The 26,326-nt window shown below is 51.6% G+C and carries 20 protein-coding genes; 8 read left to right on the top strand and 12 right to left on the bottom strand.

Going from position 1 to position 26,326, the window contains the following annotated elements; all coding sequences use genetic code 11:
* Window positions 1-118: 118 nt before the first annotated feature.
* A complete protein-coding gene (locus tag ACFPMF_RS25030) occupies window positions 119-2,017 on the top strand; it encodes an exo-alpha-sialidase (RefSeq protein WP_379850306.1) in 1,899 nt (632 codons plus the stop codon).
* A gap of 338 nt (window positions 2,018-2,355) precedes the next feature.
* On the opposite strand, the gene ACFPMF_RS25025 is transcribed toward ACFPMF_RS25030, so the two are convergent.
* From ACFPMF_RS25025 to ACFPMF_RS25005, 5 genes are all read right to left on the bottom strand, one after another.
* Window positions 2,356-3,129: an SDR family NAD(P)-dependent oxidoreductase gene (locus tag ACFPMF_RS25025; RefSeq protein WP_379850304.1), complete on the bottom strand. Its 774-nt coding sequence runs from the start codon at window positions 3,127-3,129 to the stop codon at window positions 2,356-2,358.
* A gap of 68 nt (window positions 3,130-3,197) precedes the next feature.
* Window positions 3,198-4,490 (bottom strand): MFS transporter, encoded by a 1,293-nt coding sequence (locus ACFPMF_RS25020; RefSeq protein ID WP_379850302.1) that lies wholly within the window; start codon window positions 4,488-4,490, stop codon window positions 3,198-3,200.
* Window positions 4,491-4,603: 113 nt separating this feature from the next.
* A complete protein-coding gene (locus tag ACFPMF_RS25015) occupies window positions 4,604-5,389 on the bottom strand; it encodes an SDR family NAD(P)-dependent oxidoreductase (RefSeq protein ID WP_379850300.1) in 786 nt (261 codons plus the stop codon).
* 125 nt (window positions 5,390-5,514) lie between these two features.
* Window positions 5,515-6,573 (bottom strand): sugar phosphate isomerase/epimerase family protein, encoded by a 1,059-nt coding sequence (locus ACFPMF_RS25010; RefSeq protein ID WP_379850298.1) that lies wholly within the window; start codon window positions 6,571-6,573, stop codon window positions 5,515-5,517.
* A 56-nt stretch (window positions 6,574-6,629) separates the two neighbouring features.
* Entirely contained in the window at window positions 6,630-9,179 is a 2,550-nt protein-coding gene (locus ACFPMF_RS25005) for a DUF7133 domain-containing protein (RefSeq protein ID WP_379850296.1), read from the bottom strand.
* 341 nt (window positions 9,180-9,520) lie between these two features.
* Between ACFPMF_RS25005 and ACFPMF_RS25000 the strand changes: the two genes are divergently transcribed.
* Entirely contained in the window at window positions 9,521-10,606 is a 1,086-nt protein-coding gene (locus ACFPMF_RS25000) for a fatty acid desaturase family protein (protein ID WP_379850294.1), read from the top strand.
* Window positions 10,607-10,651: 45 nt separating this feature from the next.
* Here ACFPMF_RS25000 and ACFPMF_RS24995 read toward each other — a convergent pair whose 3' ends face one another.
* From ACFPMF_RS24995 to lipA, 4 genes are all read right to left on the bottom strand, one after another.
* Complete coding sequence (locus tag ACFPMF_RS24995; protein WP_379850292.1) at window positions 10,652-11,110, bottom strand: cold-shock protein; 459 nt, start codon at window positions 11,108-11,110, stop codon at window positions 10,652-10,654.
* A gap of 53 nt (window positions 11,111-11,163) precedes the next feature.
* Window positions 11,164-11,445 (bottom strand): hypothetical protein, encoded by a 282-nt coding sequence (locus ACFPMF_RS24990; RefSeq protein ID WP_379850290.1) that lies wholly within the window; start codon window positions 11,443-11,445, stop codon window positions 11,164-11,166.
* A 505-nt stretch (window positions 11,446-11,950) separates the two neighbouring features.
* Complete coding sequence (locus ACFPMF_RS24985) at window positions 11,951-13,111, bottom strand: lycopene cyclase family protein (RefSeq protein WP_379850288.1); 1,161 nt, start codon at window positions 13,109-13,111, stop codon at window positions 11,951-11,953.
* Window positions 13,112-13,211: 100 nt separating this feature from the next.
* Window positions 13,212-14,090 (bottom strand): lipoyl synthase, encoded by an 879-nt coding sequence (gene lipA, locus ACFPMF_RS24980; protein ID WP_379850286.1) that lies wholly within the window; start codon window positions 14,088-14,090, stop codon window positions 13,212-13,214.
* Between the two features lie 229 nt (window positions 14,091-14,319).
* Between lipA and ACFPMF_RS24975 the strand changes: the two genes are divergently transcribed.
* The 5 genes from ACFPMF_RS24975 to ACFPMF_RS24955 all read left to right on the top strand — a co-directional run bounded on the left by ACFPMF_RS24975 (window position 14,320) and on the right by ACFPMF_RS24955 (window position 22,559).
* Entirely contained in the window at window positions 14,320-14,895 is a 576-nt protein-coding gene (locus tag ACFPMF_RS24975; protein WP_379850284.1) for an RNA polymerase sigma factor, read from the top strand.
* Between the two features lie 61 nt (window positions 14,896-14,956).
* Window positions 14,957-16,168 carry a FecR family protein gene (locus ACFPMF_RS24970; protein WP_379850282.1) on the top strand — a complete coding sequence of 404 codons (1,212 nt, stop codon included), beginning with the start codon at window positions 14,957-14,959 and terminating at the stop codon, window positions 16,166-16,168.
* 273 nt (window positions 16,169-16,441) lie between these two features.
* Window positions 16,442-19,855, top strand: coding sequence for a TonB-dependent receptor (locus ACFPMF_RS24965; RefSeq protein WP_379850280.1), 3,414 nt, complete (start codon window positions 16,442-16,444; stop codon window positions 19,853-19,855).
* 30 nt (window positions 19,856-19,885) lie between these two features.
* A complete protein-coding gene (locus tag ACFPMF_RS24960) occupies window positions 19,886-21,433 on the top strand; it encodes a RagB/SusD family nutrient uptake outer membrane protein (protein WP_379850278.1) in 1,548 nt (515 codons plus the stop codon).
* Between the two features lie 16 nt (window positions 21,434-21,449).
* Window positions 21,450-22,559 carry a metallophosphoesterase gene (locus ACFPMF_RS24955; RefSeq protein WP_379850276.1) on the top strand — a complete coding sequence of 370 codons (1,110 nt, stop codon included), beginning with the start codon at window positions 21,450-21,452 and terminating at the stop codon, window positions 22,557-22,559.
* 70 nt (window positions 22,560-22,629) lie between these two features.
* Here the strand turns inward: ACFPMF_RS24955 and ACFPMF_RS24950 are convergent, their stop codons facing one another.
* On the bottom strand, window positions 22,630-23,343 hold the full coding sequence (locus ACFPMF_RS24950) for a hypothetical protein (RefSeq protein WP_379850274.1): 714 nt from the start codon (window positions 23,341-23,343) through the stop codon (window positions 22,630-22,632).
* 230 nt (window positions 23,344-23,573) lie between these two features.
* On the opposite strand from ACFPMF_RS24950, the gene ACFPMF_RS24945 reads away from it, so the two are divergent.
* Window positions 23,574-23,987, top strand: coding sequence for an OsmC family protein (locus tag ACFPMF_RS24945; protein WP_379850272.1), 414 nt, complete (start codon window positions 23,574-23,576; stop codon window positions 23,985-23,987).
* A gap of 29 nt (window positions 23,988-24,016) precedes the next feature.
* Here the strand turns inward: ACFPMF_RS24945 and ACFPMF_RS24940 are convergent, their stop codons facing one another.
* Together ACFPMF_RS24940 and ACFPMF_RS24935 are read right to left on the bottom strand one after the other, a co-directional pair.
* A complete protein-coding gene (locus ACFPMF_RS24940) occupies window positions 24,017-24,712 on the bottom strand; it encodes a LytR/AlgR family response regulator transcription factor (protein WP_379850270.1) in 696 nt (231 codons plus the stop codon).
* 10 nt (window positions 24,713-24,722) lie between these two features.
* Window positions 24,723-26,264, bottom strand: coding sequence for a sensor histidine kinase (locus ACFPMF_RS24935; protein ID WP_379850268.1), 1,542 nt, complete (start codon window positions 26,262-26,264; stop codon window positions 24,723-24,725).
* Between the last annotated feature and the right edge of the window lie 62 nt (window positions 26,265-26,326).

The following is a 26,326-nucleotide window of genomic DNA, read 5'->3' as shown; positions in this document are numbered from 1 at the left end:
TTACTATCAACCCGGTTCGATTATTTCAAAACCCATTCTGCGGTCCCGGGAATGATCTGTCGTCCCGAACGGTAGTAACCCCCAGCTGCCGACTTTACTAAGAAAATTGCCTGACACGATGACGTTCCGCTTAACAGTCCGATTTCTTTCTCTTAGTTTCCTGCTGAGCCTGTCCCTGATCGGCCCGCTGCTGGCGCAGCAGGACTGGCGCAATATCAAAACCGGGACGGTGATTCCCGACGAAACCTACAGCGACCAACCCTACCTTGTCAAAACCAACGACGGCGCCTGGTTGTGCATCCTGACGACCGGTACCGGCCACGAAGGCGCATCAGGCCAGCACATCATCTCCCAGCGAAGTTTTGATCAGGGAAAAACCTGGATCGACAAACAGGACCTGGAACCGGGGGACGGTCCGGAAGCCTCCTACGCCGTGGTGCTCAAGGCGCCATCGGGTCGGATTTTCGTTTTCTACAACCACAATACCGACAACATCCGGGCCGTCAAAGGCGACAATCCGCCGTACAAAGACGGGTTGGTAAAACGCGTGGATAGCCAGGGCTATTTTGTCTTCAAATACTCCGACGATCACGGAAAAAGCTGGTCCAAAAACCGCATTACGATTCCCATCCGAAATTTTGAAATCGACCGCAAAAACCCGTACCAGGGTAGCATTCAATATTTCTGGAACGTGGGCCGGGCCTTCACGCACAACGGATCGGCCTTTGTACCCCTTCACAAAGTCGGCGGTTTTGGCAATGGTTTTTTCACGTCGAGCGAGGGAGCTTTCGTGCAAAGCTCGGATTTACTGACAATCGCCGATCCGGCACAGGCCCATTGGAATACCCTGCCCGACGGCGACCTTGGCCTTCGGACGCCAGCGGGCGTTGGTGGCCCCATTGCCGAAGAACAGAATGTGGTAGTGCTCAGCGACGGCTCGTTCTTCTGCGTTTACCGGACCATTGACGGTTACCCGGTTTATAGTTACAGCCGCGACGCCGGGCACACCTGGGAATCTCCGCAGTACCTGCGCTATGGGAATGGGCGGTTGGTCAAACACCCGCGGGCGGCCAATTTTGTCTGGAAATGCGCAAACGGAAAATACCTCTACTGGTTTCACAACCACGGCGGCCGGTTCATCCGGGAGCACAAAAACCGGAACAGCATGGCGTACGACGACCGGAATCCGGCCTGGATAGCGGGGGGCGTCGAGGCCGATTCGCCCAACGGGAAAATCATCCGGTGGAGCCAGCCCGAAATCCTGCTGTACGACGACGATCCGTTCATCCGGATGAGTTACCCCGACCTGATCGAAGACCAGGGTTCGTACTTCATTACCGAAACCCAGAAGGACATTGCCCGCGTCCACCGGATCGACAAAGGTTTACTGGATAAACTCTGGAATCAGTTTGAGCCTCAGCAAAAAACAACCGAAGGGCTGGTCACGAACTGGACGTACCAAGCGGGTAAATTTCCGCAAACCGTAGCCGCTCCCCTCCTGCCCGATTTCTACAGACGGGACACCAAAAAACTGGAACAACCGGGCCTGAGTCTGCCCAATGGCTTCACCGTGGAACTGAGCTTTACGCTGAGCAGCCTGGCCGAAAACCAGCTGTTGCTGGATACCCGCGATTCGACGGGTAAAGGTTGGTATCTCCGCACGACGAAGCAGAAAACCGTCGAGTTTGCCATGAACGACGGACAGACGCAGTCGGCCTGGGCCTGCGACGAAGGATTGCTGAAACCCAATCAGAACCACCACCTCAGCCTTGTGGTCGACGGCGGACCGCACCTCATTGCCTTTGTGGTTGATGGCGTGCTGAACGACGGGGGCGAAACCCGGCAATTCGGCTGGGGGCGGTTTAGTCCGTACCTCAAATCGGCGATGGGCGCGTCCACCATCCGGATTGGTTCCTCCCTCAACGGGCAGGTGCGCCAGCTTTCGGTGTATAACCGGGCATTAACGGTTTCCGAAGCCATTGGAAACTTTCGGGCTTTTTCGCAACAACGCCGATGACCGTATTTTTACCATAAAACACTCCCCCGCCGTTCTTCTACTAAGAAGTTAACAGTCAGGCTATTAAGCAATAAAACGAATCCAAAAGGATACTATCGGGGAAAAACCACTCGAAAAAACCGGAAATCTCCCATTTCCTGCCAATCAGCGCCTGCCTACCTTGTGCTGTCATTAAACGATATGAGTTAATTACTTAATTTTCTATCTATTGATTATATTTTACAATATCGTAGAAGTCATACCGGTTAAATAAGGATTTGAAAGTAGTAGAGCAGGGCCCCGTGAACGGGGCCCTGTTTCTGTTTTTCTCCGAACGTTACAGCAAGCAAGTCCGCATCTTAGTAGGTTGCCCGACCACCCGAAATATCGTAGACGAAACCGGTTGAGAAGCTGTTTTCCGGCGAAACGATGAAACTCGCCATGGCGGCCACTTCGTCCGGTTCGCCCAGGCGTCCCATCGGGATTTTAGCGGTCATGTACGCCAGTTGCTCGGGAGCGGTATCGGCATTCATGGCGGTTTTGATGACCGCCGGGGCCAGCCCGTTGACCGTGATTCCCGCCGTTGCGTATTCCTTGGCAATGGCTTTCACGAGGCCAATCACGCCCGCTTTGCTGACCGAATAGCCCACCATGCCCGGATTGCCTTCTTTCCCGGCAATGGACGCAATGAGCAGAATCCGGCCATACTGGCGTTCAGCCATGTGCGAAACCGCGTATTTGGTGATCAGAAAGCTCCCAAACAGATTGATGGCGAGTACTTTTTCAAAATCAGCGGTGGCGTAGTGGGTAATGTTGGTACTCGTCGGCCCGACAATACCCGCCGAATGCACGACCACGTCGATTTTGCCGAAATCCGCAACGGTTTGTTCAACGGCCTGTTTGACGGCTTCTTCCTGCGAAATATCCAGCGTATACGTCTGCACGGGAATGTTACTGGCCCGGAACTCCTGAGCGGTTTTTTCCAGTAAAACCGCATTCCGGTCAAACAGCGCCAGGGAAGCGCCTTCTGCGCCCAGCCGGCTGGCAATGGCCTTTCCGAGTCCGTCGGCCCCGCCCGTTACAATAGCAACCTGACCCTTGAACCGATCAGGAAAATGAGTTGAATGATCCATTATAAAAAAAGAAATGAGAAAACGCCGAACCGCCTGGTTGGGGAACGGCGACAGGAAAATGCCGGTCTTTAGCCGCTTCGCTCGATTTTACCAACTACAAAGGTATAGGAACAGGCCCCCAGAAAGCCCAGAGTGCCGATAAATACCAGCGCCGGTTTGAAATCGCCGTCTTTGGCCAGATACCCAATGACAATCGGAACAATGATCGACGCCAGATTACCCATAAAATTGAACACGCCACCGGTTAAGCCGATCAGGTGTCGGGGGGCCAGCAACGACACGAAAACCCAGGAAATCAAGGCCATACCGGCCCCGAAGAATGAGAACGACATAAAGAAGATGACCAACGCCGTGTCGTTGGTGTAATTCGCCCCGATCAGCGCCACGGATAAAATCAGGCCGATAATGATCGGGGTTTTGCGGGCCGCACTGACCGACCAGCCTTTCTTCACCAGATTATCCGACACAAAACCGGACAGGAGCACCCCGGCACAGGCCGCCAGAAACGGGATTGACGCCAGGTAACCGGATTTGATAAAATCCAGCCCACGGTATTTGACCAGATAGGTCGGAAACCAGGTCAGGAAAAACCAGAGCGTGGCGTTGACGGCAAACTGCGCAAAATAAACACCCCAGAGCGTCCGGCCGCTGAAAACCAGTTTGAGGTTCGCCCAGGTCCAGACATTGGCGGGCGTCCCCACTTTCTTTTGCCCCCGGAACAAACCGCCCCCTTCTTCAATATAATCGAGTTCGGCCTGGTTGACGCCCGAATGATCGAGCGGGTCGCGGTAAAATAAATACCAGACAACGCCCCAGACAATCCCGACCAAACCGGTGACCAAAAACAGCCCTTTCCAGCCGGTATAATACTGTACCGTCACCAGCATCGGGGTCAGAAACGCCAGACCGATGAATTGGCCCGACACGTACAGGGCTGTGGCAGCCGCCCGTTCGTTATCCGGAAACCAACTCGTCACGATCCGGTTGTTGATCGGATAGGAAGGCGCTTCGAAAGCTCCCGTTGCCAGCCGCAACCCGAACAGGCTGGCAAAACCGCTGGCAAGCCCCTGAAGCACGGTCACGAACGACCAGGCAATCAGGCAAAACGCGTACAGAATCCGGGGACCAAAGCGGTCAGCGATCAACCCGCCGGGAATCTGCAAAATCGCGTAACTCCAGCCAAAGGCCGAAAAGATGTACCCCATATCGACCGGTGACAGGTCGAGGTCTTTAGTCAGGTTGGAAGCCGCCACGGCCAGGTTCGTGCGATCGAGGTAATTGATCACCACGTTGACAAAAACGAGCGCCAGCATGCCATAGCGCACCCGGGTTTTCTGCGCCCGGCCAATGACTTGTTCCATTGAAATGAACGTTAAAGATGTAAAGCTTAAGGGGTAACGTGTCAGCCCTGGAGGCCCATTGATCGGTTTTCTGTTTAAAATGACCGCATCCTGACCACCTTAAACGTCAAACCCTATTTGGCAGTCCAGCCGCCGTCGACGGTAATCAGGGAACCGACCATGTAGGAAGCCGCTTCGCTGGCGAGGAAAATGGCCGCGCCCTGAATTTCGCGCAACTGGCCCCAACGGCCCAGCGCGGTGGCACCCACCACAAATTTCTTTCCCTCTTCCGTGTCGGCAATCGGGACGTTCATGTCGGTCAGGAACGGGCCGGGGCAAATGGCGTTGACGTTGATGTTGAACGCGCTCAGTTCCAGCCCGAGTGCCCGGGTCATCTGCACCACCGCCCCCTTGCTGGACGTGTACGGCGTCCGGTTCGACAAGCCCACCACCCCGAGCGTACTGGCCAGGTTGATGATGTTACCCCGTCCGGCTTTTTTCATGAAAGGCGTCACAGCCCGGCAGCAGAGCCAGGTTCCGGTTACATTCACCGTCATGACCTGGTTGAAATCCTCCAGCGTCAGTTCGTCGATGGCCCCCCGGATGTTAATCCCGGCGCTATTGATTAGAATATCGATCCGGCCAAATGCATCCATGGCGGCTTTCGCCATCGTTTCGGTTTGTTGCTGATCCGTAATGTCGGCACTGAACGAGAGCGCATTCACCCCGTATTCCGTGCTTAAGTCCCTGGCGGCCTGCGCCCCTTCGGCCGCATTGCGGTTGACCAGCAGCAGATTAGCCCCGGCCGATGCCAGTCCGGCTGCCATCGCCAATCCCAGTCCTTTCGAGCCGCCCGTTACAATGGCGGCTTTTCCACTCAAATCAAATTGCTTAATTCCAGGTAGTATGTCCTTACTCATTGTTGATTGGTTTACAGTATACGGTTTTCGGTTCGTTGACACAGGTGTTGTTTCTGCCCAGCCATTGCGTTCGTCCACGGTAAACCGTAAACTGAATACCATAAACGCTAAACCATATACCAACTCTATTTAAGTCCTAGCCGATTACTACTGTATGAAAGGCAGGAAACGATGTTTTTCTCCTCAGCGGCCAGGCGGTCTTCGGCGGGTAACTGCGAAAACCGGGGCAGTCCGGCTTTGTAGGCACGCTGTTTGACCATGCGCAGCGTCCGGTCCATGTCCGACTTTGGAATGCCGTCGAACGTCGACCAGTACTCCGCTTTCCGACACGGTATTTCGAGCGGATCGCGGGTAATCATTTCGAGATTGAACGTCACCGCCGGATTGTGCTTTTTGCAAACCGCAACCATCTTCGGCAGGTCCAGAATCCCGTAACCGAGCGGCACTTCCGACAACAGAAAACCGTCCGCATATTCCTGAACACCCATGTCTTTAACGTGCGTAGTGAACGTATACGGCGCCAGCGTTTCGACCAGTTTCATCGGATCTTCGAGCAGGGCAATGTTGTTGCCAAAATCCAGCGTAACCCCGATCCATTCACTGTTCAGTTGTTTCAGAATGGCCACCAGTTCCTCAGCCCGCCAGTCCTTGTGGTTTTCGACCGCCAGCCTGACCTTGTGTTTCCGCAAAACCGGCTCAGCCAGTTGCAGCGAGGTCAGGGCGGTTTTCTTCAACGTCTGCCATTCGTCCGGCGAATGATAGGTTTCGTACCGCCGGCCGGTTGAACAAACGGTCCGCAGCACCGTGGCACCGGCTTCTTTAGCGTTGATAACTTCCTGCTCAAAAGCCGCCACCTGTCCGGCCTGTTTGGGCACGGCAATCGACCCCTCCAGATACAGACCGGTTTTCTCGCGTTCGTCCCGGACTTTTTTCGCAAAATCCGCCGACCAGTCCTTAACCACCGTCTGCACGCCCCCCGCGCCGATCGACCTGCAATGCTCGATCAGTTCGATGGCATTCGTAAAACCGGGGTATTTATCACTCGGCGTCTTCGAATTCCACCGGCTGGCGTAGGAATGTACGACCACCCCCATCGGCACCTCTTTCAGGAACGCGGGCAGTTTCGGCATCGAGAAGGCCAGCGCACCGGCAGCCGCTCTCTGGATAAATTCTCGTCTGTACATGGCTACTACGGGTTTAAGAATTCGGACTGTTGGTTCGGTATGCGTTTCGGCCGGTTTTATTTCGCGGTTGGCGTTTTGGCTTCCAGCATGTAATTGTTCAGTTCTTTGGCCGTCCACGGCACCACGCGTCCCTGCGAGGTCACCCGCGTCATGCCCACCGTCCGGCGGCCAATCGGCCCGGCATTGTTGCCCCATTCGTTACGAATATACATCAGAATGGCCGTAATCGAGTTGTCATCCATCGTTGAATGCGACGGCATCACCGGTAGAATATCCGGTACATTGTATACTTTTTTGGCAACCTCAACGGGTCCTTCCATACCATGCAACAGGATCAGCGTCAGCCGTTTTTCGTCGCCCAAAACCCATTCGGAACCAACCAGGGGTGGACCAAACCGGTTCAGACCGGCTCCATCCGTGCCGTGGCACCCCGAACAGGTTGTCAGGTAGAGCTGGCGGCCGGCGGCAAAGAGCTTCTGTTCGTCGTCGCTTAACCGGTTCTTTTGGGTCCGGTTTTCTTTGACGACGGTATGGCCCGGCCATTCAAACAATGCCGCAAGATTTTCCAGCCGCGACGGCGAAAGGGCCGCATTCGATCGCGTCAGGAGTTTGGGGGCAGCGGCCAGTTTGATCGGCATTTTCGAGGTACTTCCCTGAATTGCCAGACTCGTCAGGACGGCTTTTTCCTGCCAGCCCAGCGGCTCTTTGTCGAGCTGAGTCAGCAGGGTACTGAGTTCCGCCGGGTTCCGTTTCCGGACAATGGAGGTCGTCAGCATTTCCAGAAAAATCTCCTTCGACGGAGCGTGGGTTTGCCAGGCCGGGGTTTTCAGCAGGGTTTGCAGAAAGGCAAATTCCTGGTTCTGAAGGCTGCTGAGGGCCGCATCCCGGATCAGTGCGGTGTCTCCGTATCGGCTGACAATACCGGCCAGCAGCGGATGCGCCCCTTTCGCATCCAGCACTCCTGCCGTAAAGGTCATCTGGAGAACCTGTTCAATCGGGGCTTTTTCCCAGCTCCTCAAAAGTTGTTGTTCCAGTTTCGTGCGAACAGCTTTGTCGGTTTTCGCCATCGGCTCCAGCAGCCGTAAAGCCGTCGTTCTGACCAGGGCATTCTCGTCCGTCAGTAAGCTGAACAGTAACTGCGAATCACTCCATTTCAGGCCGTCGAGGGTCCACAAGGCGTGAAACCGGCTCAGCGGAGTGCCCCCTTTCCGGGCCAGGTCCACCAACGGCTGCCGGATGGTTTTGTCGTTGCGTTCGACCAATAACCGCTGCGCCAGATCCCGGTACCAGCCGTCGGGATTGGATAACTCCCGGACCAACTCCGCCGAAGTCGCTTTCGACAACTTTACCCGTTGGGTCGGCTGCCAGTTTTCGGGCACGATGCGCCAGATCCGGCCTTTGTTGACCGGCAATTCCAGGTGACGGTTCAAGGTTTGTTCCCGCAGATACGGCGTTACGTAGGCTTTGTGCTGAATCAGGCCCCGGTACATATCGGCAACATACAACGCCCCATCCGGTCCCGAGGCCAGAAAAACCGGCCGAAACCGCTCGTCGGTCGATGCCAGAAATTCGCGGCCCGGGTGCGGGTCTGTTGCGCTGAGCAGGAGGCCCTTTTCCTCCACCACATTGCGTTTGATCAAATTACCGGACGGTTCGCAGACGAAAACATTGCCGTAATAGGCTTTTGGTAAAGCCGTTCCCCGGTAATAGAGGGGTGAACAGGCGGCCGTAAATTCCTGCAAACGCCCTTCCTTGTCGAGTGTTCCGGGAATATAGCCCCGGTTTACAGCCGGATTAGGCCGGATCGGATACACCCGCCGGTCGATGGTCAGGCCGTGGTCGATACCGGTCGTGGGCGTGTGGTTTTTGTTGCGCGACAGGTAGTTGGGGGGCACCAGATCGGCGTGGAGCTGCGACCAGTTGTAGTTGTAGTATAACCGTCCTTTATCGTCGTGACTGATGCCCCACTGCCCCCGGAATTCGGTGCTGTCGCGCTCCCAGGTGCCGTTGTTCAGCCGGTAGCGAAAACGGGATTTAGCGTTGTAATACCAGTTGTCCATGCTGCGCCAGAGGCCATTGCCAGCGTGTTCGGGCAAACCGGCAACGGCGTATTGCGGATCAAGCAGCGTTTTCGAATCCGCTTTCAGATCGCCGTTGGTATCCTGGGTCAGCCACAGTTTACTATTTTCGGCCACCAGCGCCCCGCCCGGAACCAGCGCAAGAGAGCGCGGCAAAACCAGGCTATCCATATATACAGTGCTGACATCCATCTGACCATCGCCGTTGGTATCCTCCAGCACCGAGATCCGCCCGACCGGTTTTTCCTCGCCGGCTCCGTCGATATTGGGCATAAAACCGCGCATCTCGACCACCCACAAGCGTCCGGCCTCGTCGAAGGTCAGCACAACGGGATCTTCTACCATCGGCTCGGCGGCCACCAACTGCACTTTCAGACCCGGTTCAATCTGAAACGTTGCCAGTTCTTCGGCGGGCGTTCGGGCCGGTGAAGGACCGTCATCCCAGGGTGATACCCAACTGGTTTTAAAACTCACCAGGCCCAGCAGGCCTATTCCGATCAGATAACTATAGTGAATGCGCTTCCGCATAAGACGCTTTTTGTCATTATTACAGAATAAAGATTTTTTAGCAAAATACTACTCATGAATAACCAACAAAACCGGCCCCTGACCCGGTTTTTTACGGATGCCGCGGACTATTTCGGCTCCGATCAGAAGTTGAATGGAGCCTATTTATAAAGGATAAAGCGGACCGGGCAGGGACTGATTGCTTGCGGAGGGAATCCCTAACGCAAAAAAAATCCATTTATTAATAGACTATTTCCAATTCTATAGCGTTTTTTACATACGGAATACGCAACGCATTAGTCTCCAACAGCTTTCAGCCGTCAGGAAATAATAGGTTGACGACACCTATAACCCAACTGACCATGACGGCTACGGCTCCCCATTTGAAGTTTCTTAACAAGGAAAAATCACATTTTTTTTCGGCGCTGCGCTCTCGCATCGATCAGCATTTCCAACAAGAAGGGTTTTCCAAGACCGGTGAGCAGCCCATCCTGTTCAAGAGTCTTTTTATGCTGGCCCTCTATCTGGTTCCTTATCTTCTGATTCTAAGCAATGAAGTTTCGGAGACGGGTATGCTGGTGCTGTCAGCCGTGATGGGATTAGGGATTGCAGGGGTCGGTATGTCGGTGATGCACGATGCCAATCATGGCAGCTTTTCGTCCCGTTCCTGGATCAATCAGTGTTTTAGCGGCAGCCTTTATTTGCTGGGGGGAAATGTGTACAACTGGAAAATTCAGCATAACACCCTTCATCATACCTACACCAACATTGACCAGTTGGATAGCGATATTACCGGAAAGCCTTTTTTACGCCTATCGAATCAGCAGCGGCTTCACCGGATGCACCGCTACCAGCATGTATACGCTTTTCTGCTGTATGGATTAATGACCTTTTCGTTTCTGGTCAAGGATATCCGGCAGGTCTGGGATTTTAACCAAAAAGCCCGTCAGCGTTTAACCAAGGCCTTTCCGTTGAGTCAAATTCTGATCTTGATTGCCAGCAAAGTCCTCTACCTTTTTTTCATTTGTGCCCTGCCTCTGCTGGTGACGGATCTCACGGTCTGGCAATGGCTCATCGGTTATCTGGTGATGAACTTTGTGGCCGGACTGGTTTTGAGTACCATCTTCCAATTGGCGCACGTGGTCGAGGAAGTTGTCGCGCCAACCCTGAACGATGACGGTAATATTGAGAATGCCTGGGCGATTCACCAGCTTGAATCGACAGTGAACTTTTCCAGTTTTCGCTGGCTATCGTGGTTTATTGGCGGATTAAATTTTCAGATTGAGCACCACCTCTTTCCTTCCATCAGCCATATTCACTACCCGGCCATTGCGCCCATTGTGCAGGCGACGGCAGAAGAGTACGGCTTGCAATACCACCAAAAAGCTTCCCTTGTCGAGGCTATCGGCTCGCATATCAGCCAGCTTAAAAAATTGGGCAGGCCCTGATTTTCAGGATTCAGGGCCAAAAGGGTCGCCAACTAAATGATTTTCTTACCGTACCTTTTTTACCTCAATCGCATTGGGTCCTTTTGGAGTCTGCTCAATGAGAAACGTTACCCGATCGTTTTCTTTCACCGGCTCGAGCAATCCCCGCTTATGAACAAAGATGCTGCGTTGGTCCTGTTGATCTTTAATAAACCCGTAGCCTTTCGATTCATTAAAAAAACCAACCACACCCTGCCGGCTGTAATCCGCGGGGGTGCCACTGTTTTCCTGTTTCACCACCCGGATGCGTATTTCTTCCTGGGGGATCTCTCTCTTTTTCGATAAGTCCGGTGGAGTGGACGTCAGATTGCCGTTCTCATCCACATAAGCCAGCATATCATCCAGACTCTGACTTTTATTACCCTGCAGCTTTCGGTCTTCCCGCTTTTCTTCCTTTTCCTTCCGCTTTTTTAACCGCGCCTTTTCCTTCTCTTTTTTATTGAATGTTTCCTGTGATTTAGCCATATTGGTTGGTTTAAATTTAATTCACGCACTAAAGGGGTCGGGGAGTTTGGCTATTATTTAGCCGTCAAATAGGCAACAACAGCCTCAAAATCATCAAAATGCAGCCGAATGACGTCCTGGTCACGATCTTTATAATCGACGACAAAGCCTTTTGCAAAATGAATGGCGATGTCAAACGCAGTCGGTTTCACCAAACCGTCTCTTTTAAAATGAAGACGAAAAAGTTTTGAACCATCGATCGTTAAGGAACGATGAAAATTGGAAAGACAATAGCCGCCCGTAGTCCGGATTGCATACTCCTGTATTTTCTGAAGTTTTAAGGCCAGTTGATCCATAGTGTAGAATTTGATTAATCGAAATGAGTTTCAAAAGCAAGCGTTGCCAGGTTTGGCAATCCAGCAACCGCATCGCACGTATGTTTTACGCCAGGTTGGAAGCCGGAAATATGGGTATAAGCCCATTGATTTGCTTAACGTCCCAGGGTTATTCTTGTAGCTCTTAAGCGTAAATGGACAAAACAAACGCCATCCAGCGTCGGCCGATCACAACTAAAGCCCTGAAAAAGAAATGCTTAACTAAAAGAGGTGCGTAATGAGAGGAGCCAATGACCAACCATTCCGAAACTGATCAAGCAGAAGCAGATACTTAAATAACGCAGATGAGCTTTGAAAATTCCCACGCTGCTGTTTTTTTATTTATACGTTGAAACGCCTTTCCGGAGGACCTTACCTCCTTCCGGCGATAAATCCCGATTCAACCTTGCCGCCGGAAGCAGCACCGAAGCCCGCAAGCAAGCAAAAATGGCATTTTCAAAAGCGGCAGGACGGCCTGGGTTGGCGCTCAGGCCCGGAAAATTCGCTTGCGCAACACATCCAGAGCGGCAATGGTAAAAGGCTTCAGCGGTACGGTGGACATAATTTTAAGATCTTCGGCGAAGGTCGTGTCTTCGTCCAGAAACCGGAAAATCTGTTCGGGTGGGTTCAATTGATACAACCGGGTAAAGATATCATCCGCCGGGTGACGGCGTTTTTGCAGCACATTCAGCAAAACGCTGTCCAGAAACCGTTTGAAAAAGCGACGCAACCGCGGTTTATGGCGTTTCGGTTTGCCGTTGGCTACCAGATTCTGTACAATTTCGTGCAAATACCGCTGAGTACGCTGGAAGGTGTAGCCCGTCGACGGTTTGGTATAACCGCCCGATGTTCCGATCCGGACGACGTGTTTGCCCGCCCGTTCGCTGGTGGGTTCGTCCGACATGGGAATGATGCCGAATTCCGACTCCTGAATCGCGTAATTCCCCGTATCCAGAAACCGGTCGATGTAATTCATCAGGGCGGTTTCGTACTGTTCGTCCGATAGCAATTGCTCATTGAAAATGGTATACTCCACCAGCGCCGTCCGCTCGTCGAAAGGCAGAATATACAAAAACCGGCAGTCGCCCTGCTGATCGATCCGAAAATCCATCATACACGGCTTACTGGAGTCGAAACACGGTTTTTCGGTCGTAATGATCCAGCCTTTGAAATGCTGCCAGAGATTATGATTTTCGGGCTTGTTCAACTTCAGGACATGCGTACTGTCGAAAACGAAGTTGGCGATGTACGGTTCGTCGTCGGCAATTACAAAACCGCCCTGGGGCGTATCTTTCACCCGGTTGACGGTTGCCTGCCGAAATTCGATGGAAGGAAACCGGGCAAGGTGCGACTTCATAAACTCGTAGAAATCGATTCCCCGGAGCATTTTATACTGGTAATCGCCGATGTTCAGCGCACCCTTGTAGGTGGTTCCGAAGAACTCGACGGTGTTCCATTTGCGGTATAAAATCGACTCAAAGGGACCCTCCTGTTTCTCCCAGAAACACCAGGTTCGATCATTCCGCGACTTGGTTTCTTTGTCCAGAATCAGAATGGAGCAATCGCGCAGGGGCGACTGGCTCAGGTAATAAGCCAGACTGAGTCCGGCCATTCCTCCCCCGGCAATGATGAAGTCGTATTTTTTCATTCAGAACAAGAAAAGGAAAAAGCCGGAAAGGAAAAAGGGGGGAGTAGAAAAAGGTCCAAAAACCTATTTCCGCTCCCCCCTTTTTCCTTTCCGGCTTTCTTTATACGTTCACGTGCCGCTCGGCATGGTACGACGAGCGCACCAGCGGGCCAGATTCAACGTATTTCAACCCGCGTTTCAGGCCTTCTTCGCGGTACATGGCAAACTTCTCGGGATGAATCCATTCGATGACTTCGTGGTGCATCTTGGTCGGTTGCAGGTATTGCCCCAGCGTCAGAATGTCCAGGCCGTTTTCAACCAGATCATCCATGGCTTTCAGCACTTCGTCCACGGTTTCGCCCAGCCCCAGCATAATGCCCGATTTGGTCCGTTGTCCGTATTCTTTCGTCCGGCGGATTTGCTCCAGACTCCGTTCGTAACGGGCCTGCGGGCGCACCCGGCGGTACAGCCGCTCCACGGTTTCCATGTTGTGGGAAACGACTTCCTGCCCCGCTTCGATCATCCGGACCAGGGCGTCCCAATTGCCTTTGGTATCCGGGATCAGCGTTTCGATGGTCGTCGTGGGCGACACTTCTTTCACGGCACGAACGGTCTGGTACCAGATTTCGGCGCCCCGGTCTTTCAGTTCGTCCCGGTTGACCGACGTAATGACGGCGTGTTTGACTTTCATCAACAGAATGGCCTCGGCCACCCGGCGCGGTTCGTCGGTATCGTACTCGTTGGGGCGTCCCGTGGCCACCGCACAGAACGTACAGCTGCGCGTGCAGACATTCCCCAGAATCATGAACGTGGCCGTGCCAGCTCCCCAGCACTCGCCCATGTTGGGACAATTGCCACTTTCACAGATGGTATGTAATTTATAGGTATCGACCAGCTTGCGGACTTTGGCATATTCCGGGCCAATGGGCAGTTTCACCCGCAGCCAGTCGGGGCGTTTTTTACGCTGTTGTTCGGAGGGTATTACGGGGAGTTCAATCATAGCGCACCTCAATCCTGTTTGATACACAAAGGAAATTTCGGCGGGTAAAGTTCGGCAAAAAGGCGGAAAGGAGAAAGGGAGTATAAAAGCAGAAAAGATAGACGGAACCACTAGTAAGTACTGATTTACCCTTTCAAAGCTAAAATGAGACAACAACAACTTTAGTAAAGTTTTATACTGCAACCGAATACTATAATTATTTTAGGTTACATTTGACTTTTTTGTAACTATGGCTTCTCATCCTGAAAATAGTGATCTTGAATTAGTGGCCCTGATCGCGCAGGACGATGTGCAGGCTTTTGCTGAAATCTATCAGAGATACAAAGGAATCTTGTACCGGCACGCTTACCGGATGCTGAATGATCAGGAAGAAGCCAAAGATGTTTTACAAGATCTTTTTACGACATTCTGGACCCGGAGAAAAGAAATTAGTGTAAAAGGATCTCTCTCTTCCTATTTGTACAGTGCGTTACGAAATCGAATTTTTGATCTCATTGCTCATAAACAAGTAGAACAAAAGTACATTCAATCGCTGGCCCACTTTATGGAGGCAGGCGAATGCATCACCGACCAGCAAGTCCGGGAAAAAGAATTGAGTGCGCTCATTGAGAAAGAAATCCTCCTCCTGCCTCCCCGAATGCGGGAGGTTTTTGAATTAAGCCGCAAGCATAACCTTTCCTACAAAGAAATTGCCGATGAACTGAATATCTCGGACAAAACAGTCAAGAAGCAAGTGAATAATGCCCTTACTATCCTGCGTGAAAAGATTGATATCGCTTTTTTGTTAGCCTTCCTGTTGAAATAAATCTTTTTTTCTCGTTCGACTACTACCCGTGCTCCGGTAAACCGTCTTATCGCTATAACGCATGCATCAAGGTGTGAAAGAGGAATCGAAAGCCAGGGATTTACTTAAAAGGTACCGGGAAGGAACGTTGACCGAACAGGAAAAAGCAGTACTGGAAAGCTGGTATCTACATCTGGGCAAATCCCGGCAAGCGGATATCAATCCGGATGAGTTGACCAAGCAACTGGACCAGGTTTGGGAAGCATTACCGGTTCATGAACCGCCTTTGGCAGAAAAAACCGGTCGTCTCATTCCTTTCTTAAAGTCGCTGGCGGTTGCCGCATCGGTGGTTATTGTCGGAGCATTGGGCATGTACATCTTAAAGAATAGAGGGATTCAACCTAATTCACAACCTATTGTTACTGAATCAGATGCCTTACCGGGCGATCATCGGGCTAAACTCACGTTGGCCAGTGGGCAGAGTATTCTGCTGGATGAAGTAACAAATGGCAAGGTGGCGCAGGAAGGCCGAACGGTCATTACGAAAACCAAGCGGGGAGAAATTGTGTACACTATTGATCTGAAATCAGCATCGACCCCTCCGGCAACAGATTTAACGTACAACACGATCGTGACTCCCAAAGCCGGACAGTATCAGGTGAAATTGCCCGACGGTACGAATGTTTGGCTGAATGCCGCTTCCTCGATCCGTTTTCCGACCGTCTTTTCGACAAAAGAGCGTATTGTTGAAATTGTCGGTGAAGTGTATTTTGAAGTAGCAAAAGTTAATAAAAATACCAGACGTGTCCCTTTCAAGGTTTTGGCAGGAAAACAACTGATCGAGGTATTGGGGACTCGTTTCAACGTGAATAGTTACTTGGATGAAGGAAATGTGAGAACTACCTTACTGGAAGGCAGTATTAAACTTAAACTAAACGGCGACCAAAGTACAGGGATTCTACTAAAACCCGGGCAACAAGCGCAATTGCGCCCGGGCCGCCCCAAAGAACCCAATCAGGTTTTGCAGCCCTTTTATGTGAAGGAAGTAGATACTCAGTCGGTGGTTGCCTGGAAAGACGGTTATTTTAGGTTTGATAATATCGGTTTACCGGAATTGATGCGGCAACTTTCACGCTGGTACGATATGGAAGTGATTTATGAAGGCCCGATCAAACAATATGAGTTTGTGGGACAGATCGAGCGAGGCACCAGACTCTCAAAAGTATTGAAAATACTGGAACTGGGCGGGGTCCATTTCCGGATTGAAGGCCGAAAAATCATAGTCATTCAATAAACATCATCCTAACTTCCTACGCTATGCCAAACTAAAAAGAGCCGAAACTTCCCCTCGAATTTCCGGTAAAGAAAAACCGCTTCAGATGCGACCTGAAACGGTTAGTGATCCGGGAATTCCATTCCTTTCCGCAGAGCGGAGTTGGAAAGCATTGTCCTTTTATGACGAAAAAACAAGTTAAAAACCCCAAACCGACTCAAAAGTATGCAAATTCTTTTACATAAGGAAGAAACGTATATACCCAGGCGTTCTTTCCGTAAAATATACTTGGTAATGAAACTGACGGGCTTATTTTTAGTAATTGCGTGTCTTCACGTATCAGCAGCCGGCTTTTCGCAGAAAATCTCCTTATCAGTAAAAAATGCCCCCTTATCCAGCCTATTCACCCGGATTGAGCAGCAAAGTGGGTATACGTTTTTTTATGACAACAACCTGGTTAAGAAAGCCCGTAAAGTAACGCTCACGTTTTCTGATGGAACGGTCACGGAGATTCTCGACGAAGCGTTAAAAAATCAGGCGCTGACCTACTCCATTTTGGATAAAACCATTGTGATCAAGCGGTTGGAAGACAGCAAAGAGTCCGAGTCAACAAAAGGGACTCCAACATCCTCCTTGCCCAACGAAAGCCCCTTTGCCAAATCGCCATCGGATCTGGAAAAAAGGATGACCGCATCGCTTAACCCGAAGCCTTCCCTCACGATCAATCAGGACATTACCATCAGGGGCAAAGTTACGGAAGAAAATACAGGAGCACTTCCAGGGGTGAGCGTCGTGATCAAAGGAACAACGCGCGGCACGGCTACCGATGCCAGCGGGAATTACGAGCTGGCGGTTCCCGGCCCGCAGGCGGTGCTGGTGTTCAGCTATGTGGGGTATGAACCACAGGAGGTCACAGTTGCAGGACGCTCCGTAATCGATATCAACCTGAAACCGGATGTCAAAGCCCTCAATGAGGTAGTGGTGGTCGGTTATGGGACGCAGAAAAAGGTGAATCTGACGGGGGCGGTGGCGGTTTTGAACATGAAATCGAAAGAAAACACGCCGATCACCAACGTGAGCCAGGCACTGCATGGCGTATCCGGCTTGTGGGTTAATCAGGCCGGGTCAAAACCGGGTCGAGACAATGCCACGATCCGCATCCGGGGCATTGGCACAACCAACAACAGTAATCCGCTCGTGCTGGTCAACGGCATTGAATACGACATGAATGAACTAAACCCGAATGATATTGAGACGGTTACGGTTTTAAAAGATGCTTCTGCGGCCATTTACGGTTCGCGGGCGGCCAACGGCGTCATTCTGATCACGACCAAAACCGGGCAGCAGGGACAATCGAAAATCAACTACAGTTTTTCGTACGGTTTGCAGACCCCTACCATGATGCCCGATGTGGTTTGGGACCCGATTCAGTACATGGAACTCAAAAATCAGGCGTTGCGCAATGAAGGCAAAACCGTGGTTGATTATTCGGACGCGCAGATTCAGGAATACCGGGCCGGTATGGCCACCAACCCGATTGCTTACCCAAACATCAACTGGTTTGATTTGATGATGAAAACCGGGTATTTGCAGCAACATCACCTCCGGTTTTCGGGAGGTACGGAGAAAATAAGCTACAACTTTTCGCTGGGTTATACCGATCAGGACGGCATCAACATCGCTGCCGACCACGCCAACCGGTATTCACTGGATCTGAACCTGTCGGCCCAAGTGACCAAAAGGCTGCGCGTAGGCGGAAATTTGACCGGGAGTTACCGGAAGTTTGAAGATGTAGCCGACGGCGGCACGGCGAACTATTTTAGTGCGTTGACACGCATACTGCCCATTTTTACGCCGTACGTGGCCGACGGCCGCTATGGAAATACCGTATTTCGCACACCGGGTCGGAATCTGATCGAAAATCCAATGAAATTCCTGAAAGAAGGAAGCCGGGACCGAACAGAACAGCGGGTGCTGGCGAAGGTATTTGCCGACTATCAACTGCCTTTCAACATTCGGTATTCCATCAATTTCGGGGTTGACAAACGGGATGCTTACGAAAAATTGTTTGTCCCGCAGGTAAACACTTTCCATCCGTTGACGCTGGAAGAACTGGTGTATCCGGTAACGTATGCCTCCAGCACCAGTGAAAATAACCTGAATTTGACGGTTTTTCAGACGCTGAATTGGGAGAAAACTATGGGTGCCCATCAGGTTTCGGCCATGCTCGGAACGAGTTACAATGATTTTTACTACAACACCTTTAGCGCCCGGACCGAAGGTTTTCTGGACAAAACCCTGACCGATCTAAGTGTGGGTGCTGTGAATCAGCGAACGTCCGGCAATACCACCGTCGATCGGCTGGCATCTTATTTTGGCCGGGTCAATTACAGCTACGACGAAAAGTATTTGCTGGAAGCTATTTTCCGCTACGACGGTTCATCGCGGTTTGCGCGGGAAAACCGTTGGGGTACATTTCCCGGTTTATCGGCGGGCTGGCGCATTGACAAAGAGCACTTTTTTGGCAGCACGTCTTTTATCAATCTCCTGAAGTTACGGGCATCGTACGGAAAACTGGGCAATCAGGCTGTTCCGCTCTATAGCTACCTGAACGTAGTCAATCTGGGTAGCAATTATTCGTTTAACAACGCCATCCAAACCGGAGCGGCCATTACCTCTTACAACGACCCGACCATTTCCTGGGAAACCACGACCACCAACAACCTTGGGCTGGATCTGGAAGCCTGGCAGGGAAAGCTGGGAATTGAACTGGACGTCTACAAACGGCGGACTTCCGGAATTCTGCGCCCGGTTTCGATTCCGGCACAGGTGGGTGCTTTAACCGGTCCACAGGCCAACATCGGGGTCGTTGACAATACCGGTTTTGAGTTGGCCGTGAGTCATCGCAACCGGCTGGGTGATTTCCGGTATGACGTGCGGGCGGAGGTCGGACACGTGAAAAATAAAGTAATCGATCTGAACGGGGAAACCATTATTCGAACGCCCTCGCAGTGGCCTTACATCGGTCGGCGGATCATAAAAGAAGGCTATCCAATCGATTCGTATTTTCTGCTTCAGGCCGATGGAATCTATCAAAATACCGATGAAATCGCCAACAGTGCGAAGCTGAGTTCGGCCGTCAAACCGGGCTATATCCGGTACAAAGACATCAATAATGATGGTAAAATCAACGGCGATGATCGGGTAATTTCGGCGGGCACTATTCCGAAATACACCTTTGGGTTCACTCTTAATCTGGGCTATAAAGGCTTCATTTTGAATACGTTTCTTCAAGGCGTACAGGGAATCAGCATTTACCCGACCGGCAATTTGATCTACCCGGTCGACAACGGGGCCGGTATCACGAAAGTATGGGCGACGGATGCCTGGACGCCCGAAAACCCCACTGCTACACTTCCCATTCTGACGACCCCTCAGGGCGCTACCGAGAATTACGAAGCCTCTACGTTCTGGCTGCGGGACGGTTCGTATCTCCGGGCGCAAACGATTCAGTTGAACTATACTTTCCCCGAAAAATGGGTATCTAAAATAGCGATGAGCAAACTCTCCCTGTTTGTGAATGGACAGAACCTGTTCACACTGTCGAAGTTTAAAGACTCTGATCCGGAACGGGATTACAACACTGACAACATTAAGGATTACCCGATGCTGAAAACATTCAGTATGGGTCTGAACGCTACTTTTTAGTCCAATCACGACACGAAAATCGCTACAAAAATGAGACAGGTATTGATGGCACTGATGGCCACTTTTTTGCTGATGGGTTGTGGAAATGATATTCTGGACACCAATCCTACTGATCGCTACACCCAGGAAACCTTCTGGAGCACCCCGGAAAATGCGTCGGCCGCGCTGATTGGCTGTTATTCCGTGCTGCGAAACAATGGAATCTATGGCGGATCGGCAACGCCTTTACTGGAAGAAACCGCCACTCCGAACGCTTACAATTATGACAATACGGATGGGTGGAACGTCATCGCGGCCGGTACTCAAACCGCTACCAATTCGGCCATTACCAGTTCACGCTGGAACGATTGTTACCGCGGAATCGGCCGGTGTAACACCTTGATAAGCGGTATTGATAAGGTATCTATGCCCGAAACGCAGAAAAAACGGATGAAAGCGGAAGCCCTGTTTTTGCGGGCGTTGTATTATTCTTTACTGGAAATGTATTACGGTGGTGTTCCGTTAATCCTGACCGATCCGAACCCGGCTACCCAAGCCAACCTGCCCCGAAATACAAGGGCCGAAATCGTCCAGCAGGTACTGAAAGATCTGGAAGAAGCCGCAGCGGTATTGCCAGTAACCTATGCCATAAAGAATGATGTGGGTCGGGCCACCAAAGGAGCGGCACTCGCGCTGAAGGCCCGTGTTTTACTTTTTGAAGCCAGCCCACTGGTCAATACTGCCAGTGATGGTGCCAAATGGAAGCAGGCTGCCGACGCAGCAAAAGCCGTTATCGACCTGCCGGGAACGGGCTATGATCTTTTTCCGAACTACCGAACGCTGTTTCTGCCGGCCAACGAAAACAGCCAGGAGTGTGTATTCGATGTGCAGTTTAAAGCTCCCGAACAGAGTACCATTTTCGATGCCGTTGGGCAGCAAACCAACACCAACGCGCCCTTACGGAGTTTGGTGGACGCCTACCTGATGAAAGATGGTTTACCAACCGATCAGTCGCCTTTATATAATCCTGCGAAACCATATCTGAACCGGGATCCCCGGCTTTACCAGACAACGGTTTTTCCGGGCGATACCTTTCGGGGTGCGGTTGTGACACCGACCCGGTTTGCCATCACGGGCTACGGTTTGAAGAAATACACGGTTTACGACAAGGAACCGAATAGCCTCAACATTACCCAATCGGAAACCAATTACATGGTTATTCGCTTCGCCGATGTGCTGCTGATGTACGCAGAAGCACAGAATGAAGCCCTGGCCACACCGGATGAGTCGATTTATATGGCCATCAACCGGATTCGGAGACGCGCCGGAATGCCGGACCTGAAAGGGACGAAGACGAAAGTAGAAATGCGGGAGATTATTCGCCGGGAGCGACGGATTGAGCTGGCCGGAGAAGGTTTCTATTACACGGATATTCGCCGGTGGAAAACCGCAGAACAAGTACTGAAAGGGGCCATTTTTACACACGATGCAAAGCCCATCATGACCCGAACTTTTAACCCAACCCGCGATTATTGGTGGCCCATCCCGGACACCCAACGCACCCTGAACCCAAACCTAGTCCAAAATGATGGTTATTAATTAAACACTGCATACGATGAGAAAGTCCTTTTTTTGTTTTTTTGCCAGTACGATCGTTTTTATTGGTATTGCCTCCGGTATTTCGGCGCAACCGAAACCGTATAGTCCTCCTAAACTCAGCAACAAAGATTCCTGGTCAATGATCCTGATGCCTGATCCACAGGCGTATGTAAAACTGGCTAAAAACCAGCCACTGCTCGAATTGATGACGGCCTGGATCAGTACGAATATTGATTCTTTGAATATAAAACTGGTGTTGTGTACCGGCGATCTCGTCGAATTCAATGAAATGATCAGTCCCAGAGCGAGTGAGCGACTGAATCCCAATGGCACCAAAGTGGATCAGCCGAGCAAATCGCAATGGGAATCGGTGGCACGTTCGTTCGCCCGATTGGATGGCCGGGTGCCTTACATTACCGCTACGGGAAACCACGACTACGGCTATAACAGCATGGAAAACCGCCGGTCGAACTTCAACAAATACTTCCCCATCGACAAAAATTTTCTAACGCAGAAAATAGTCCGCGAAGTGGCACTGGATGCCGAAGGTGTTCCGACGTTGACCAACGCGGCATTTGATATGACGACGCCCCACGGCAAAAAAATGCTGATCGTTACAACGGAATTTGCGCCCCGGGACACGATCCTGAGCTGGGCGAGTCAGGTAGTCAATCAGGCAAAATACAAAGACCATACGGCTATTCTACTCACGCATTCCTACATGAATGCCAAGAACGAACGGTTTGAAAAGGAAAATTATCCCAACAAAGACGGAAATTACGGGGCAGCCATCTGGCGTAAAGTCGTGCAGCCGTCAAAGAATATTCAGATGGTATTTGCCGGACATATCGCTGCTGAAAATGACCCAAGGGGACACGTGGCTTTCCGGACGGATCTGAATGCCGGAGGCAAAAAAGTACAGCAAATGGTGTTTAATGCCCAGGCGCTGGGCGGTGGCAACGCCGGCAACGGGGGCGATGGCTGGCTGCGGATTCTGGAATTTCTGCCCGATGGAAAAACCGTCAAAGTGAAAACATTTTCCCCGCTGTTTGCGATTTCACCCACGACGCAGCCGTTTGCCTGGCGCACCGAATCATACGATGAGTTCACATTTGAGTTAGATTAAAAGCAAAATCGGTGTAACCGAAAATCTTAATCAGGTTTTCGGTTACACCGATTTACGAATGCCATTCCTTCTATTTCTTATTGCCGAAAAATAAGGTCACAAAACCGGAGGTGTAGACGCTCCGGTTATTGGTATCGTTCATAATCGTAACCTCCTTCGGAAAGGCTTCGGCCAGAAAACCGATTTCCAGCCCCGTCAGGTTGTTGCGGAAGGCGCTCAGTTCAAACGCCACAGCGGCCTTGAAGTTCAGCCCAACCGTCAGTTTCGATTTGTCGAAACCCTGAAAAAAACTACCGGAACCCACGATCAGTTCGGGTTGCAGGCTCGGGTCGAACGGCCGGGTTTCAATTTGACCAGGCCGCACCGTATACTGAACGTAATACGGTTTGATGATCCCCAGCGAAGGGCCAACGGCCAGAATTCCGTTGATGGCGACCCCCTCATCGGCCGTCCGGGTAAAGAGCGAGATTTCCCGACCGTACTGGGGCCGGACCACGAAGAGGTAATTCTGTTTGTTATAGACGTAGCGCCCCCCGGAATACGGCGTCTGCGACTGCACTTCTTTCGGGTGCTTCACATTGACGATTTCGAGCGCCATGTAACGAAACTGCCGTTTGCCCTTGAATAAGGTGGGCAACGCCTTCGAATGCCGAAAGACAAAACCGCCTAAAATACCAGAGTTCGTATTGGTCGTTACTCCGTAGGTCGTTACAGTTGTAAATTTATCTTCGTCGGTGTCGGCGTTCTGGGCCCGGGCGCTGCATACCGTCAGCAAGAGGCCCATTATGGATAATATCGGTAAAACTCGTGACACAGTCGTGGTAGAAAAACTTTTGTAAGGATAAAAATAACAGTTTACTTTGATACTATGAAATAATTGTGTGCCTCATCCAGCTCCGCTTTATTACCGGGGCTCTTCTGAGTAACGCCCTGACTCATTGGATGGTTGCGTATAGCAATTTATATTTTTCCATTTCATTCGTATACTTTTTCGGGAAATTAGTTTTTAGTACCATGCCTACGGCTCACATAACCTATCTGGGTGACTTACGGACGGAACCCGTTCACCTGCAATCCGGCACTCACATTATCACCGACGCTCCTACCGACAACATGGGTAAGGGCGAGGCCTTCTCCCCTACCGACCTGACCGCCACCTCGTTAGGAAGCTGCATCATCACCACGATGGGGATTGTGGCCCGGCGCGATGGCATCGAACTGGTCAACGCCGACCTGTCGGTTACAAAAGTGATGTCGAAAGATGCCCCCCGGCGGATCGTCCGGATTGACGTGGACGTGGTCATGCCGCCATCGGACGCGCATACGCCCGAATTCCGGGCCAAAATGGAACATACCGCCCACACCTGCCCCGTGGCCCTCAGCCTGCATCCGGACATCGAACAAGTTATCCGGTTTGAGTGGCAATAACTGGCCCGGGTCAGCCCTTGACCAGCGCCCTACGGCTTTAGCAGGCGGTTTTTAATTTCGGCCACATTTTCCTCGTAGGAAGCCCCAATGGGAATTTTAAAACCGGCCACGGTGATTTCGCTCCGGCTCATTTTGTCGATGTGCCGGAGCGAAATGCTGTAGGAACGGTGAATGCGGACAAACTGGTTCTCGGGCAATAACCGGAGCATTTCGGTCATCGTCTGCCGGGTCAGCACGTTGCGGTTTTTCAGCACCAGCGTCACGTAATTTCCGTCGGCTTCGAGGTACAGAATCTCCTCGAACCGGACTTTTTCTTCTTCGTAGCCGGTTTTTACGAACATAAATTCGTCGGCGTCTCCTTCCCGTAAACTTTTGTGATCCAGCGCCTTATTGCAGGCTTTCAGGAAGCGAACCAACGAAAACGGTTTCAGCAGGTAATCGATGGCATCGAGTTCGAACCCCTCCACGGCATAGTCGGCATACGCCGTGGTGAAAACGATCATTGGCAGGGTAGGCAAACTGTGCGCGAACTCGACGCCCGAAATATCCGGCATCTTGATATCCAGAAAAATCAGGTCGATTTTGTTTTGCTGCAAATACGGAATGGCTTCGAAAGCGTCCGTAAAACCGGCTTTTAAATCGAGAAACGGCACTTTGGCCGCGTGCATCCGGACGACTTCTAAAGCCTGCGGTTCGTCGTCGATGGCAATGGCGGTGAGCTGCACGGGATGGCGGTTAATAGCGAATCGTTAAGGCCACAAAATAATCCTGCTCCGACGCCTGAATGGCCAGTGTGTGCCGTTCCGGATAAATCAGTTCCAGGCGTTTTTTCACATTTTCCAGCCCGATACCCGCCCGGTCTTTTTCCGGATCATGGGAGGAAACCGGGTGGCGCGAATTGTGCACTTTAAAATAAATTGTGGTCAGGTCCAGCGTCAAGGTAACAAAAATCCAGGATGGATTGCGCAGGCTGATGCCGTGTTTGAACGCATTCTCCACGAACGGAAGCAGAATCATGGGGGCAATCGAAACGGCGCGGTCCGGTTCCTGAATGGTCACCCGGATTTCGATGCCGTGCGATTCATCGAGCCGCATCCGCTGTAGCTGGATGTAATTCCGCAGGTACTCCACTTCTTTATCGAGCGGAATCCGGTCGCGGTTATTTTCCTGCAGCATAAACCGCATCATGTCGCCCAGCTTCTGGATGCCGTCGGCGGTTTTTTCGCTGTTTTCCTGCAAAGCCGTTGCATACAGACTGTTGAGCGCGTTGAACAGAAAGTGCGGATTGATCTGCGATTGCAGCCCCGCCAGTTCGGCGGAGGTGTGCGACACCTGCGTTTGGAGCCGGATTTTTTCCCGGGAGAAGACCCGACGCATGAGCGCAATCAACCCCGGCACAAACAGGGTCAGAAAGAGCAAAACCGTATTGATTCCCCGGCTGGAATAGGTAAAATGAGTCATGGGACCCCAGATTACCAGACTGAACCCTAACCAGCTCGCCAGATAGGTAAGGACCCGACTGACAAAAACGGGAGACCACCTGTCCCGGCCATAGGGAAGAACCGCGGTATAGATAAATTCCTGAAGCCAGTACAGTTCGATCAGGGTCGCTACCATCAGCAGGGTACTGCCGAATCCCCCACCCCATAAATTTCTGGGCAAATGTCCGAATAACGCAAGCACCAGCAGGAAAGCCGCGACCGGAATCCAGTAAATAAAGCGCACAAACCGCAATTCTTCCTTCAACTTTCGGTCCAGGTAATACCCCAGTTGGCTCATGAGTTCATACCCCACCAGGAGGAAGCCCAACCCGATCGAATCGGCCAGCACGTTTCGTTTGCTAAAAACGGAGTAAATGCGCAATACCGGGTATTTCCCGGTGGCATACTCCCGAAACTCAACGTGACGCTTGAAAATGTGGTAGAAAAAGACACTACTAACCAGTAAAAAAAGGGTCAATGCCGCGAATAAACCCGCTTTCTCCGCCGGTTCTTTCCCGGTGAAGGCCGGAACAGCCAGGTAGTGGAAGGTATACCACGCCAGCAGAAAGAGCAGAACGCCCCCAATCAGGGGCACATTGTTGTTGAGCGTATGGTCGTAGGAACTCAGTCGTTTCAAAACCAGCCACGCGGGCTGACCGTTGCTGTTTCGCAGCACCGACGCCACCATATCGTCAATTCGACCCACCTCCTCCATCAGCCGCCGAACCACGTAAATAACCGCAATACCGATTGCAAACCCCAATTCAACGCGCCGGATACCCGTTATTTCCCGCATAACTGTCTTGTTTTTGAACAAAACTATACCGGAAATCGAAGGCCGGAGGTCAAATGGGGTGA

Source organism: Larkinella bovis, assembly GCF_042655385.1.
Lineage (GTDB): Bacteria > Bacteroidota > Bacteroidia > Cytophagales > Spirosomataceae > Larkinella > Larkinella bovis.
This window is presented reverse-complemented; position numbering and strand designations above follow the sequence as displayed.